The sequence below is a fragment of the Microcoleus sp. B7-D4 genome (genome assembly GCF_036705125.1).
Lineage (GTDB): Bacteria > Cyanobacteriota > Cyanobacteriia > Cyanobacteriales > Microcoleaceae > Microcoleus.
This window is the reverse complement of the sequence record NZ_JAUBTT010000068.1, coordinates 9,971-25,138: the sequence shown is the minus strand read 5'-3', so window position 1 is coordinate 25,138 and position 15,168 is coordinate 9,971. Positions and strand designations below refer to the sequence as shown.

Genomic DNA, 15,168 nt, shown 5'->3' with positions numbered 1-15,168 from the left:
GGGAAAAAGTACGCGCGGCGTAGCGATCCTGCAGGGAATCGCACCTACTCGTTAACTCTAGCAAAAATGCCGATCGCCCTTACTTCTTCCTGCCTTTACACTAAGCGAGCTAGTGAGTAAGATTGAAGCAAATACAAAAGGGGTGGTTATGTTCGATCGCACTCAATGGGTTTTGGCCGGTATGTCGATCGCACTTTCGATTCAGTTAAGTCAGCCAGTGGCAGCAGCCGTGCCCGTTGGTAAAGTCGTACAAACAGCACAAACTAACAGTAACGAGGCTGCCCAAAAAGCTTTCAAAGAAGGAGTACAACTCTACAATCAAGGAACGGCCCAAGCAAAAAGAAGTGCGATCGCTAAATTTGAACAAGCATTAAAGCTGTTTGGGGCAGTAGGCGATCGCCGTGGGGAAGCTGCCACCCTCACCAACCTCGGGACTGTCTACGCAGGATTGGGAGAAAAACAGAAAGCGCTAGAGTATTACAGTCAGTCGCTTCCACTGTTTCGGGCAGTGGGTGATCGCCGTGGGGAAGCAGTCACCCTCACCAGCATCGGCAGTGTCTACTCAGATTTGGGAGAAAAACAGAAAGCGCTAGAGTATTACAGCCAGTCCCTTCCCCTGATACGGGCCCTCGGCGATCGCGCCAAAGAAGCTACCACCCTCAGCAATATCGCCAGAGTCTACTCAGAATTGGGAGAAAACCAGAAAGCGCTAGAGTATTACAACCAGTCGCTTCCCTTGACACGTGCCGTGGGCGATCGCCAGCAAGAAGCTACCACCCTCGGCAACATCGGCATTGTCTACTCAGCATTGGGAGAAAAACAGAAAGCACTAGAGTATTACAGCCAGTCCCTTCCCCTGTTTCGGGCCCTGGGGGATCGCGGTGGGGAAGCTACCACCCTCAATAACATCGGCAGTGTCTACTCAGATTTGGGAGAGAAACAGAAAGCAAGAGAGTATTACAGCCAGTCCCTTCCCCTATTTCGGGCAGTGGGCGATCGCCAGCAAGAAGCTACCACCCTCGGCAACATCGGCAGTGTCTACTCAGATTTGGGAGAAAACCAGAAAGCGCTAGAGTATTACAACCAGTCGCTTCCCTTGAGACGGGCAGTGGGCGATCGCTTTGGGGAAGCTAGCATCCTCAACAACATGGGCTTAGTCTCCTCACAATTGGAAGAAAAACAGAAAGCACTAGAGTATTACAGCCAGTCGCTTGCGCTCCGACGGGCAGTAGGCGATCGCAGTGGGGAAGCTACCACCCTCGGCAATATCGGCAATGTCTACTCAGAATTGGGAGAACAACAGAAAGCGCTAGAGTATTACAACCAGTCCCTTCGCTTGAGTCGGGCAATCGGCGATCGTTATCGGGAAGGTGGCACCCTCAACAACATCGGCAAAGTCTACTCAGAATTGGGAGAACAACAGAAAGCACTAGAGTATTACAGCCAGTCGCTTCCCCTATTTCGGGCAGTAGGCGATCACCGTGGGGAAGCTACCACCCTCGGCAATATCGGGACTGTCTACTTAGAATTGGGAGAAAAACAGAAAGCGCTAGAGTATTACAGCCAGTCCCTTCCCCTGAGTCGGGCAATCGGCGATCGTCGTGGGGAAGCTGGCACTCTCAACAACATCGGTTTAGTTTACTCACAATTGGGAGAACAACAGAAAGCACTAGAGTATTACAGCCAGTCGCTTCCCCTGTTTCGAGCAGTAGGCAATCGCGGTGGGGAAGCTACCACCCTTCACAACATCGGCCAAGTCTACTCAGATTTGGGAGAACAACAGAAAGCGTTAGAGTATTACAGGCAGTCACTTCCCCTGAGACGGGCAGTAGGCGATGGCAGCGGCGAAGCTATCACCCTTTACAACATGGCTTATACCAAACGCGACCAAAACAATCTTACCGAAGCCCTCAATGACATTGAATCCTCTCTCAAAATCATCGAAAACCTCCGCACCAAAATAGCCAGCCCAGAACTCCGCACCTCATACTTTGCCACAGTACAAAACCGCTACGAATTTTACATAGACCTGTTAATGCAACTGCATAAAACTAATCCTAAATCCGGTTATGATACAAAAGCCTTAGAAGCCAGCGAACGTTCTCGCGCCCGCAGCCTCCTCGAACTTCTCCAAGAAAGTAACACCAACATTCGCGAAGGTATTTCCCCCGATTTACTGCAACAAGAAAAGAGCCTGCAACAGCAACTCAATGCTATTGAAAAGCAGCGCATCGAAGCAATCAGCAGCCCCAACCCCAATCAAACTAAAGTCGATGAAATCGACAAACAGCGCCTCGCACTTTTGCAAGAATATCAGCAAATTCAAACCGGGATTCGTAGCGCTAGCCCCCGCTACGCTGCCCTTACCCAACCCCAACCTTTAACACTCCCAGAAATTCAGAAACAGATTCTCGATGAAAACACGATTTTATTGCAGTATTCCCTCGGTGAAGCTCGCAGTTATTTGTGGGTTGTGACATCAACGGGACTAACTAGCTATGAATTGCCAAAACGCGCTGACATTGAAACAGCAGCAGTGGCTTTCCGCACCGCAGTAACTAGCCCAACCCAAAGAGATATTCCCCAAAAAGTTGCCGATGCGAGTGCAAATCTAAGTCAATTAATTTTACAGCCCGCAGCAGTCCAATTAGGAAATAAACGCTTATTAATTGTCCCCGACGGCGTGCTGCACTATACTCCTTTTCCAGCTTTAACTCTTCCCCAAACCGCCGGAAAAAATACCAACGTTCCCTTAATTGTCGAACATGAAGTTATCACTCTGCCTTCCGCCTCAAGTCTCGCCATTCTCAGGCAAAATTACGGAGATAGAAAACCGCCCAGCCAAACTTTAGCAATTTTAGCAGATCCTGTTTTCAGTCCAGATGATGAAAGAATTAAAGGCAAAATCACCCAAGCAACGACAGAAAAATTAGAAGCAAACAACCTCGGTTTAAATCGCTCGCTTCGCGCTTCTAATCGGGAATGGCCGCCAAAACGCTTACCATTTACCCGCCAAGAAGCCCAAACAATATCCAGCTTATTCCCCTCAGCTTCTAGCCGCCAAATATTTGATCTGGATGCCAGTCGCACTACCGCCACCGATGGAAACTTAGCCAATTATCAAATCGTTCACTTCGCCACCCACGGCCTTGCCAACAGCAAAAATCCCGAACTCTCAGGAATTGTGATGTCGATGGTAGATGACAAGGGCAATCTTGTCAATGGTTTTTTGCGCCTTACGGATATTTTCAACTTGAAACTGTCAGCCAATTTAGTGGTTTTAAGTGCTTGTCAATCGGGCATGGGACAGAATGTTAGAGGCGAAGGAATGGTGGGATTAACAAGGGGTTTTATGTATGCGGGGGCGCAGCGGGTAGCGGTGAGTTTGTGGAGTGTGGATGATGAAGGAACTGCTGTGTTAATGCAAAAGTTTTATCAAAAAATGCTGCAACAAAAGTTAGCGCCGGCGGCAGCTTTGAGGGCGGCACAGATTGAAATGATGCAGCAGGAAAAATGGAAATCTCCCTATTATTGGGCTGCTTTTACCCTTCAGGGCGAGTGGAAATGATATACAGCACTTTGGCTGGTAAGTAAGTACATAGCCCTTGTAGGGACACCGCAATGCCGATTGGTGTCAACAAACACGTTAAACCGATAGTCCGACAATCCGATAGTCCGATAGTCCGATAGTCCGATAGTCCGATAGTCCGACAATCCGATAGTCCGACAATCCGACAATCCGACTGTCCGACTGTCCGACTGTCCGACTGTCCGACTGTCCGACTGTCCGACAGTCCGACAGGGAATGAATTCCCTGTCTAATAGCTAAAGTCCTCCTAAGAAACTCAATCCAAGTGTGGAGTTTTAGCAACTAGCTCAAACCCGAAAGACTGAGCTGTTTTCTCCAGCTTAGAAACGATACGTTGTCGATATTTCTGTTCGTAATAGTCGGCACCTGAATCAGCATAAGCGGTTTTGGTACTCCACAGATGATAGAAGATGCGGGCTAGCTTGTGAGCAGCAGCGGTATTGGCTCCAGCAGCACCCAATCGAGCACGCAGCCGACGATAAAAAGCCCCCAAAGCTGATTGAGAGCGAGATAAAGATTGAGCAGCTAAACGGAAGGCATTGGCAGCCCGATCAACTACTCGACGGGTGTGAGAACTTTTGACCTTACCGCCAGTAATTTTTGTAGAAGGACACAACCCTAACGGCTCTCCTGAGTTTATGGTGTAAAATGTACCTACTAATACATTTACCGTTATGAGCTTCCATCTAGACTATCTATTAGCCTTGCCTGGAGTCAGGGTTGAAACTTGTACTCAAGTTGACGGAAAAATTTTCTTGGGACAGAGTATTCTATCTGAAAGAATTGTTTGTCATCATTGTAAACAATCTACCGAAAAACTGCATCAAAATCGACCAGTTTTAGTAAGAGATTTGTCGGTTTTTGGTCGTCCTGTGTATTTAAAAATCCCACGACGGCAGTTTTACTGTCCTAGTTGCCAACGGTATCCCACAGAAAGAATAGATTTTTTGGAGGTTAAAAGACGGCATACTCAACGATACGAACAAAATATTTATGACCCTGTAAAAAAAATCGAGTATGGAGCAAATTGGACGAGAAGAAGGACTCAGTTATGACGAAATAAAAGGAATATTTGAGCAGGCAAATAAGAGCAAATAAAAAATTAATTGGAAACTCACTAAACGAATTTCTATCGACGAGATAAGTATGCGAAAAGGTCAAGGGAATTTCGGGACTGTTGTTGGTAACATTTGTGAGGGTAATTTAATTGAGATGATTGATTCTCATCGCTCGGAAGAAATCATTGAGGTCAGAAGTGAAACAGCCGATTGAGGTTCGGAAACAAGTTGAGGAAGTGAGTGTTGATATGTGGGGAGGATTCCCTAAAGTTATCAAAAAAGTATTCCCAAATGCCCTAGTTGTTATCGATCGTTTTCATGTAATGAAAGTAGTTAATAAAGGCTTAAATAAGTTACGTAGAGCAGCAGGAATCACAGATAGGCAAAGTAAATATTTATTATTAAGTAATCGAGCAAATTTAAATCAAGAGCAGATTGATCGATTAGAATTGACACTAGAAAAATCGGAATCTTTGCGAATTGCGTATGAGATGAAAGAAACATTGAGAGAAATATATGAGACTAATTTGACAGTCAAAAAATGGCAGAACAAAATCAAAGAATGGCTAAATCATGCACAAGTATTTTTTAAAGAATCTGCATCAACAATTGAGAATCATTTTGAGGGTATTTGCAACTACTTTCTTCATCGCACCACAAGTGGAGTCATGTCAGGAATCAACAATCGGATTAAGTTGATAATGCGGCAAGGGTATGGTTTTTCTAATTTTAATAATTTTAGGAATCGCGTATTAGCTTGCTTTTCTGATTAGATAAACTTATAACCCTAAGTTCAGGAGATCCTTTAAACCAAGTCTTTTTGTGGCTCATGAAATATCGGATAAGTAGGTTTGACCTGATTAAATTTGTTTATTATTTTTAGAACAATTATATAATGGGCGCTTACTTCCTGCTGTTAAAAAAGGTTGAATTAAGAATAAAAGATTGGCTCGCTGTCCCTGAAATTAGCCACAAAATTAAGCTATATTATAGCAGATTTCAGGAAAGTGAGATTTGCTATGGCTGACTCTATTGCTCGTCGCTTGGAACAATACACGGTAAAACGATCGCACGAAGTTTTAATCGTCAAGGCCGAAATTGACGGCGAATTCGATGAAATTGCTATTTTTAAAGGCTTTTCTAGCTCTTTGACGCGATCGACCGCTTTCGATCCAGAGGTTCCTGTTTTGCCGGAGGAAGCAAAAATAGTCAGTGTCGATCGCGTGGAGAGTCCCTACAATCCAAATAACCCCCGCTATCTTCAGCAGGGGTTATCTTGGGAAACAATGCAATCTCTATTGTCCGAGGCCGGAGTTTAGCTCTCGCATTAGGGACACAACGCGAGAAAAACAGCAGGGACACAACATTGTTGCGTCCCTACTACAAAAGCACTATGTCCTTACCCTGAGAGCTAGAGCGTGCCGCCGGCAGCTTGGAAACGAGCTCTCGCGCGTTTGATTGCTTGCTTAGCTTGAATTTGCTCTTGCAAAGTGCCGGTAGTAGCCTTTTGCAAACGAGCTTCTGCTTCGGTGTAAGCAGTACGAGCAGCTTCTTTATCAATGGTTTCGCCTTTTTCAGCGCCGTTGACAAGAATAGTAACTTTGTTTTCTTGGATTTCTGCAAAGCCGCCCATCAGAGCAATAGACACCCATTCCTTACCGGGACGGACGCGCATCACTCCAGTATCCAAAGCTGTCAACATTGGAGCGTGACCGCTCAAGATACCCAGTTGGCCTGTGGTGCTCGGCAGAATTACTTCTTCAGCATTAGAATCCCAAACAGTTTTGTCTGGGGCCACTACGCGCACAGTTAATGTCATAAATTGTCAGTTGTCAGTTGTCAGTTGTCAGTTGTCAGTTGTCAGTTGTCAGTTGTCAGTTGTCAGTTGTCAGTTGTCAGTTATCAGTTGTCAGTTGTTACCAATAACCAATAACTAATAACCAATAACTAATAACTACTGACTAATGACTACTGACTACTGACTACTGACTAAAATTACTTGGCGTCAGCTTTCATTTTTTCAGCTTTGGCGATCGCCTCGTTGATATCGCCCACCAAATAGAAAGCTTGTTCCGGTAATTCGTCAAGTTCGCCCGCCAAAATCATCTGGAAGCCCTTAATTGTGTCTGCCAGCTTGACGTACTTGCCGGGGGAACCCGTGAACACTTCAGCCACAAAGAAGGGTTGGGACAAGAACCGTTCAATTTTGCGAGCGCGAGAAACGGTCAAGCGGTCATCTTCCGACAGCTCATCCAAGCCCAAAATTGCAATAATGTCTTGCAATTCCTTATAGCGTTGCAGAGTAGACTGCACCTGACGAGCAACACCATAGTGCTCTTCGCCGACAACGCTAACTTGCAACATCGTAGACGTAGAATCCAGCGGGTCAACAGCCGGATAAATCCCCTTCGCAGCCAAACCGCGAGACAACACAGTTGTAGCGTCCAAGTGAGCAAAAGTCGTAGCCGGTGCGGGGTCAGTCAAGTCATCCGCAGGTACGTACACAGCTTGAACCGAAGTAATCGAACCTTCGGTAGTCGAAGTAATCCGTTCTTGCAAGTCGCCCATGTCTGTACCGAGAGTCGGCTGATATCCCACAGCCGAAGGCATCCGACCCAACAGAGCCGATACCTCAGAGCCCGCTTGCACGAACCGGAAGATATTGTCAATGAACAGCAGCACGTCTTGCTTGCTGACATCACGGAAGTATTCGGCCATCGCCAGAGCCGACAGGCCCACGCGCATCCGAGCACCAGGCGGCTCGTTCATTTGACCGTAAACCAGAGCAATTTTTGATTTGCTGCGGTCTTCTTCGTTAATAACCCCCGACTCGATCATTTCTTTGTAGAGGTCATTGCCTTCGCGGGTGCGCTCGCCCACACCACCGAACACGGACACGCCGCCGTGAGCCTTGGCGATGTTGTTCACGAGTTCCATCATAATCACGGTTTTGCCGACGCCTGCGCCGCCGAACAAACCGATTTTGCCGCCGCGACGGTAGGGGGCCAGCAGGTCAATCACCTTGATCCCAGTTTCAAACACCGAAGGCTTGGTTTCCAGTTCGGTGAAAGCCGGCGGGTTGCGGTGGATGGGCATACTTTCGGAAGTATTGACCGGGCCGAGGTTGTCTACGGGTTGACCGATGACGTTAAAAATGCGGCCGAGAGTTGGGATGCCGACGGGAACTTGGATCGATTCCCCGGTATCTACTACTTCCATGCCACGCACCAAGCCGTCGGTGGTACTCATGGAAACTGCACGCACTTGGCTGTCTCCGAGCAGTTGTTGAACTTCGCAGGTAACGGCAATGTCTTGACCTGCTTCGTTTTTGCCGGAAATCGTGAGAGCGTTATAGATTTGGGGCAGTTTGCCGCCTGGGAATTTTACGTCTACAACCGGCCCAATGATTTGGGTGATGTAGCCTACGTTCGTTTTTGTTGCGGTGGATACCATGAATAGTGCCTTTGTTAGGATGCTATTTTTCCCGTTATGGAAAAAGTCTTAACATTTAGAAATGCTATTTCTCAGAGTACCACTGAACAGACGCACTATTTAGATTTGTATGGGGCTGGTTAAGAGTCATTTTTCTTGTTGCTGCCCTCGCTTTTTTTTCCTGCGAGCTGCTGCCAAAGCCCCGACCCCCAGCATTGTGCCGAATACTGTGACTGGTTCGGGGACTAACTCAGCCGACAGGCTAAAGTTTTGAAAGTCAACGTCATTTCCTTTGCTGCCATCGTCAAAGGAAATCTTTGTACCCTTAGCGAGTTGTTCTGTTGTCGCAGATTGAAACTGCTCTGGGCCCTTGCCATCGTTGACGGTACTAAATGGATTGCTGGATTTGTAGTTGAGCTCAAAGTCGCCAAACACGGCTTGCTGGCATCCAGTTGTCAAACATTCAATTCTGCTGAATTTGGTGTCGGCGGCGAACCAGAGGCTGCTGTTCATAAAGGTGCTGCTGGAGACGTATTGCTCGAAGGGCTTGCCAGTGCCGGTGTCGCTCCAAAGCAGGAGGGCGTAAATTTGATCTTTGAGAAAGGTGAAGCTTTGGGTAATTTTGCCGTCTGGGGATGTGACAGCGTTGCCGAAGGTTCCTTCTCCCTTGTTGGCGGAGCCGTTATCTGAGGGTTTAATTTCGTTAAACAGACTGGATATGTTGGTGTAGCCATTGTTTTGTGGCTCAGCTTGGGCCACCCACAAGCTGGATTGGTATAGTCCCTGAGATTTGTCGAATGTAAAATTGATGCTGGTGTCTCGATCGAACTGGATGCCGCTCGTGCCAAACATGAAAGCTCGGACGGGCGTGCAGATGCTGAGCAACATTGTGGTTGCCAAGCTGGCGACTGTAAAAGATGTTTTTTTGACTAGCGTTAAGGTAGTCATAACCCTGATTCCTCCAGTATTGTTAGGTAGTAAGGCCCAAAATGCCCTAAATGCCATGTTGCCGTGACGCGAATAGACGATCGCGAGCCTGCGATATTTAGGACGATCGTCAAACCTAAAGAAGAGGCTCCACACCAGTGAATCTACATAGATATCTCACTTAAGGGTGTTTTGGAGTAAATGAGTGCTTCTTCTAAGAGTTTTCACTGACACCAGATTGACACAGTTTAATCTGTAAGAGCAAGATTTTCATCCTGCCTAGACTTCCAACCTACTACATTTACTTGGTTTCGGTAACGGTCTAAAGTTGAGTGCAAGACTTGCAAATATTGGCTTTCATCAAAAATACATAAAAATTTTAATCGAGCTTTATAAAGTTTTGGTAAAGATCCTCCAAAAAATATAAAGTTTTTGAGAGAAATTCGGCTGTTGGGTTCGTTGCTCCTCAAAGCGCGCTGCCAACTGCTCGCCGTATGCAGAAAGAAGTGGCGGCGACCGCGAGTAGGGAGGTGAGCGAGTTTTTTGCCACTCTAAGCAATCTGTATAACAGGCGATCGGTACTTACGTAGTTTTGACTAAAATTCAGAGTTTTTTAAACCCCTAACCCTCGCATTCCGCGCCATATTTTCACCAACAGTCCCGGACGCTTTAATCGGTTTTTTTAAGGTATTTGGGTCAGGGAAGCAGTGAAAGTAAAAAAAAGAAACCAAGTTTCATTTCCCGCGCCTGATTCCTAGTAAAAAAACTGTTTTTACGTAAATCGTAATAATTAAAAACATACATTTCCTTGTCCCTCCTAATTATTCGGTCACTAAAAATAGGCGGCTCCTATTGACATGAGGAATTTTTAGGAGTAAATATAGGATAGATAAATACGATCGCACTTTAAGCACCATCTTTAAACACAATGACAGCCAACAAACTACATTTGCTCGGATGGTTATTCATTGTTAGCTGGCTGAGTGCAGCGGCGGGTTCGGCAAACGCGCAACCTATCGCCCCCGCACCAGACGGCACTAACACAGTTGTTACTCCCAGCGGCAACCGCTACGATATTTCCGGGGGGGCTTTCAGCGGAGATAAGGCTAATCTTTTTCACAGTTTTACTCAGTTTGGCCTCAGCGAAGGTCAAACGGCTAACTTTCTGACAAATCCGAATATTCAAAATATTTTGGGAAGGATTACTGGGGGTAATCCTTCTTTAATAAATGGCTTAATTCAAGTTACGGGCGGCAATTCCAATTTATTCTTAATGAATCCTGCCGGCATGATTTTCGGGCCGAATGCCAGTCTGAACGTGCCTGGATCTTTTAATGCTACTACGGCGACAGGGATTGGTTTTGGGAACAATCAGTGGTTTAGTGCGATCGGCAATAACAATTGGGCAACTTTAATTGGGACACCGAATAGTTTTGCGTTTACAAATTTGCAAGGGGGAAGCATTGTTAATGCCGGCAATTTGACGGTGGCATCAGGTCAAAGTTTAAGTTTGATTGGCGGTACGGTTGTCAATACGGGTCAGGTAACTGCGCCTAGCGGCAATATTCTCATCAGCGCCGTACCGGGTAACAATTTGGTGCGAATTAGTCAAGCTGGAAATTTATTGAGCTTGGATATTCAGCCGACTGCAAATCAAAGTTCGCTGCCCAACAATTGGACGCAGCCAGTGTTATCTTTGCCGGAGTTACTGACTGGAAAAGGTGTGGCACAGGCGACGGGTTTGACGGTAAATCCCAATGGGGAAGTTGTGTTGACGGGGAATGTTGCAGTGCCTGTAACTCCGGGAACGGCGATCGCATCCGGCAGTCTCAATGTCTCTGGCAACACTGGTGGTACTGTAAATATTTTAGGCGACAAAGTAGGAGTTATTGCGGGCAAGATCGATGCTTCTGGGATTAACGGCGGCGGTAATGTACTGATTGGCGGAGATTATCAGGGTTTGGGGACAGTGCCCAATGCTTCACGGACTTTTGTCAGCAGCGACTCGACGATTAATGCTGACGCGGTGAGTAATGGGAATGGCGGGCGAGTTATAGTTTGGGCTGATGAAACTACTCGCTTTAATGGCAATATTACGGCCAGAGGTGGCTTGTTTTCTGGGAATGGCGGCTTTGTGGAAGTTTCGGGAAAGCAATCGCTGGATTTTCAAGGATTAGTTGATTTGCGATCGACCTTTGGCATAGCTGGAACCTTATTGTTAGACCCTACTGATATCACTATTAGCGCAGGTGCGGATGTACCTGGCAGCTTAGTGCCAGTATTTACGGCTTCCGATCCTACTTCTACGATTACTAATGGGACGGTGCAAGCACAGCTAGGTCGGGGAAATCTTACTATTTCTACTGGACCGAATTCGGCGAATCAAGGCAATATTACAGTCAGCGCTCCGATATCTTGGGCTAATAGTAATTCCCTAACTCTGAATGCTAATAATGATATTAATGTTGAGTCCGGGGCAAATATCACAACTCAGGGAGGCAATGTCACTCTGAATGCTGATAGTGATAATTCAAACGGTGGTAGTCTCACGATTTCCGATTCGCAAATAAATACAAACGGGGGCAATTTTCGGGGAATTGGTCGAGGGAATGGTTCCAATGGAAATGGAATTTTACTTGGGGGGGTAATTAATGCCGGGGGTGGGGACATTAACCTGGAGGGGATCGGAGGAAACACGACGGGAAAAAACCCCGGTATTGCTATCGGCGGCATAGTAGAAACTACTGGAAGCGGGAATATTATTTTCAATGGAACTGGCGGGAATGGTATAAATAACAATATAGGGATATTTGTCGCTCGCTCCAGCCAAGTCTTATCGGTAACAGGCAGTATTACCATGACTGGAACTGGCGGGAACGGTATAGATAAAAATATAGGGATACTTGTCCAGGCGGGCACAGTTGCATCGCTCAATGGCAATATCAACTTGACTGGCACAAGTAACGGAACAGGAAGTGGGAACAGTGGGATAGCGCTTTCTACCTCTTCTAACGTGAAGTCGGCGATCGGAAATATCACTCTGACTGGCACAGGTGCGGGGACAGGAACCGACAACTACGGCGTTTCTCTGGACGGTGGTGCTGCACTAGAAGCGACGGCAGGAAATGTTGATTTAACTGGTACGGGGGGGAATTCGGATGCAATTTATATTAACAATAGTGCAATTAACCTGACTGCAAATAGCGGTAAGAATGTCACTTTGACGGGTGATGAAATTACACTGTTCGGGGCGGAAGTCAATGGTACAGGTACTATTGTGTTGCAGCCTCTGACGCCGAGTTTAAATATCAGTGTTGGCGACAGTGCCACTAACATTAATACTTTGGATCTCAGCAATGCTGAACTCAATGATCCTATCTTAAATGGGTTTTTGCAAATGGCGATCGGACGGGCGGATGGGACGGGGACGATTACGATTGTCCCCGCTGGTGTTACGTTCAAATACCCGATTATACTTAAATCTCCAACGGGTACGGGTTTGATCGCAGTTAACGGGCAAATTACAGCCAATGGTGGTATTACATTTAACGGAGCTACTTCTCTAAATGCAGACGTTACTGCAAGCGATAAAAACATCACTTTTAATGATTCTGTTACCCTCATAAAGAATGTCTTGGTTGACACGGGTACAGCAGGTGCAGGCGACCTTATTTTCCAAAAAACCGTCAACGGCACAAATCCTAACACTCAAGATTTGACTGTAACAGCAGGTACTGGCAATATTACATTTGGTGGAGATGTCGGCAGCATTAGTCCTCTAGGCAAGCTCACAATTAATAGCGCTGGCAACGTACAAACAAAGGCAATTACAGCCGCCAGTATTACTCAACAAGTTGCTGCTACGGGTGCAGTTACTATCTCAGGTGATTTGACCGCCACTGATGGTGACATAAGTTTTAAAAATCCTGTTACTCTCAATAATAATGTTTCTCTCACCGCTAATAAACCTGGTACAACAGGTCTGGAAATCGGCAGGATTACTTTAAATAATGGATTTGTAGCGGGTAGCAACAGCCTCACCATTACCTCAGATCAAATTGATATAACCGGCCCCTCGTCGGGTACGGGCGATCTGGTACTTCAACCCTTTAGACCAGACTTAAAGATCGCACTTGGGGACACATCCGATCAACCTGACTCCTTGGATATGACTGGGCTATTCAATGGCCTGGCCGATGGCTTTAAATCGATCGCAATTGGACGAACAGACGGCACCGGCGCAATTACCATCGAGTCGCCTCTGACATTCCGAGATCCCGTGACAATTCGCTCTCCACAGGGGGCTGGATCGATCGCAATTTTGCCTGGTGGGAGTCTCACTGGAGTTGATAACGCTTCGATTGCACTGACAGCGAATCAAAACATCACCGCCGGCAATATAACTACGTTGGATTCGGGAGATATCACCCTCACTAGCAACATCGGTACGATCGCACTCAATGGGCCGATTACCACAAGCGATCAAAACATCACTTTCAACGGGCCTGTTACGCTTCAAAATAATGTTTTGGTTGACACAGGTGCAGTCGGTGCCGGCAATATTCTTTTCAGCAGCACCCTCAACGGTACAACTCCTTATAATCAAAATCTCACTCTCACATCAGGCACTGGCAATATTACCTTTAAGGGAGATGTCGGCAATCCTGCTATCGGCAATCTCCAGATAAATAGTGCTAGCGACGTACAAACAGCGGCAATTACAGCTAATAGTATTACTCAGAGTGCAGGTAAGGGTACTACTGCATTCAAGGGCCCTGTGACAACCAATGCTGCGGGCGGCCTTAACTTGACAGGGACAAATTTTGCGATCGAGAACCCAGTCACAACGCTAAATAATGGAACTTTTCAAGTTAATAATAGTGGCGACTTGAATATTGCTACTGGGGCCAATATACTGCTGGATGGAGAATTGACTCAAAGCGGTACAGGCCAGGTTAATCTAGGCTCCAACATTACCACTACTAACGATAATATTAGTTTCCAAAGTCCCGTTACTCTGACAAATAATGTTTCTTTGGACACAGGTTTAGGTGCGGGCGATATTATTTTTAACAATACAGTTGAGGGCACAACTGCTAACAGTCAAAACCTTACTTTAACAGCGGGTACGGGTAATATTACATTCACAACAGGTGCGATCATCGGCAACAGCACAACTCCATTGGGTGCGATAACTGCCCAGAGTAGTGGCACGACTAGCTTCGCGAGCACTGTCAATGCCCAAAGTGTAACAACTGACGCAGGTGGTACAACCGAACTTAAGAGCGATGTCACTACAACTGGCAGTCAAACTTATGGAGATGCAGTTACAATTGCCAACAATCCCATTCTCGTAGCCAGCGAAATTACTTTCAATAATACTGTAGACGGCAGCAGCGATTTGACGGCGAATGCGGTTAGCGGTAATCTTACATTCAATGGTGCAGTTGGGAATCCAACAAATGTGCTGGGCAATTTAAAAGCTAACTCTACAGGCACAACTGCATTTAATCAAACAGTCAATGCCGCGAGTTTGACTACAGATGCTAACGGCACAACTCAAGTGAAGGGAAATGTCACTACAACCGGCAGTCAAACTTATGGAAATGCAGTGACAATTGCCAACAATCCCATTCTCTCCGGCAGCGACATTACTTTTAACAATACTGTAGATGGCACCAGCGATTTAACTGTGAATGGCGGTACTGGTAATGTTACATTCAATGGTGCAGTTGGTGTTGTAACTCCGATCGGCAATTTAACAGCTAACTCTACAGGAATAACCGCGTTTAATCAAACAGTCAATGCCGCGAGTTTGACTACAGATGCTGAGGGCACAACTCAACTCAATGGCAATGTGACTACAATCGGAAGTCAAACTTATGGAGATGCAGTTACAATTGCCAATACAATTGCCAATAAGGCGATTCTCTCCGGCAGCGAAGTTACTTTCAACGATACTGTTAACGGCAGCAGTGATTTGACGGCGAATGCCGTTACGGGTAATGTTACATTCAATGGTGCAGTTGGGAATCCAACAAATGCGATCGGCAATTTAAAAGCTAACTCTGCAGGCACAACCGCATTTAATCAAACAGTCAATGCCGCGAGTTTGACTACAGATGCTGAGGGCACAACTCAACTCAATGGCAATGTGACTAC

General features: G+C 46.3%; 9 protein-coding genes. 5 read left to right on the top strand and 4 right to left on the bottom strand.

Annotated features, from left to right (window positions below):
• Positions 1–148: 148 nt before the first annotated feature.
• Positions 149–3,568: a CHAT domain-containing protein gene (locus QUB12_RS24915; protein WP_445300674.1), complete on the top strand. Its 3,420-nt coding sequence runs from the start codon at positions 149–151 to the stop codon at positions 3,566–3,568.
• 277 nt (positions 3,569–3,845) lie between these two features.
• Here the strand turns inward: QUB12_RS24915 and QUB12_RS24910 are convergent, their stop codons facing one another.
• Positions 3,846–4,205 (bottom strand): hypothetical protein, encoded by a 360-nt coding sequence (locus QUB12_RS24910; RefSeq protein WP_333143858.1) that lies wholly within the window; start codon positions 4,203–4,205, stop codon positions 3,846–3,848.
• Between the two features lie 58 nt (positions 4,206–4,263).
• Between QUB12_RS24910 and QUB12_RS24905 the strand changes: the two genes are divergently transcribed.
• The 3 genes from QUB12_RS24905 to QUB12_RS24895 all read left to right on the top strand — a co-directional run bounded on the left by QUB12_RS24905 (position 4,264) and on the right by QUB12_RS24895 (position 5,966).
• Positions 4,264–4,644, top strand: a complete 381-nt coding sequence (locus QUB12_RS24905; protein WP_333308868.1) for a transposase family protein — start codon at positions 4,264–4,266, stop codon at positions 4,642–4,644.
• A gap of 200 nt (positions 4,645–4,844) precedes the next feature.
• Complete coding sequence (locus QUB12_RS24900; RefSeq protein ID WP_333143860.1) at positions 4,845–5,420, top strand: transposase; 576 nt, start codon at positions 4,845–4,847, stop codon at positions 5,418–5,420.
• Positions 5,421–5,666: 246 nt separating this feature from the next.
• Positions 5,667–5,966, top strand: coding sequence for a DUF7734 family protein (locus QUB12_RS24895; RefSeq protein WP_190743481.1), 300 nt, complete (start codon positions 5,667–5,669; stop codon positions 5,964–5,966).
• 92 nt (positions 5,967–6,058) lie between these two features.
• Here QUB12_RS24895 and atpC read toward each other — a convergent pair whose 3' ends face one another.
• The 3 genes from atpC to QUB12_RS24880 all read right to left on the bottom strand — a co-directional run bounded on the left by atpC (position 6,059) and on the right by QUB12_RS24880 (position 9,027).
• A complete protein-coding gene (atpC, locus tag QUB12_RS24890; protein ID WP_333058306.1) occupies positions 6,059–6,466 on the bottom strand; it encodes an ATP synthase F1 subunit epsilon in 408 nt (135 codons plus the stop codon).
• 176 nt (positions 6,467–6,642) lie between these two features.
• Entirely contained in the window at positions 6,643–8,100 is a 1,458-nt protein-coding gene (gene atpD, locus QUB12_RS24885) for a F0F1 ATP synthase subunit beta (RefSeq protein WP_333143861.1), read from the bottom strand.
• A 126-nt stretch (positions 8,101–8,226) separates the two neighbouring features.
• The gene (locus QUB12_RS24880) at positions 8,227–9,027 is read right to left on the bottom strand and encodes a PEP-CTERM sorting domain-containing protein (RefSeq protein WP_333308866.1); all 801 of its coding nucleotides are present in this window, start codon (positions 9,025–9,027) and stop codon (positions 8,227–8,229) included.
• A gap of 907 nt (positions 9,028–9,934) precedes the next feature.
• Here QUB12_RS24880 and QUB12_RS24875 point away from each other — a divergent pair.
• Positions 9,935–15,168, top strand: a 5,234-nt coding sequence (locus QUB12_RS24875; protein WP_333308863.1) for a two-partner secretion domain-containing protein, incomplete at its 3' end; no start/stop codon positions are given.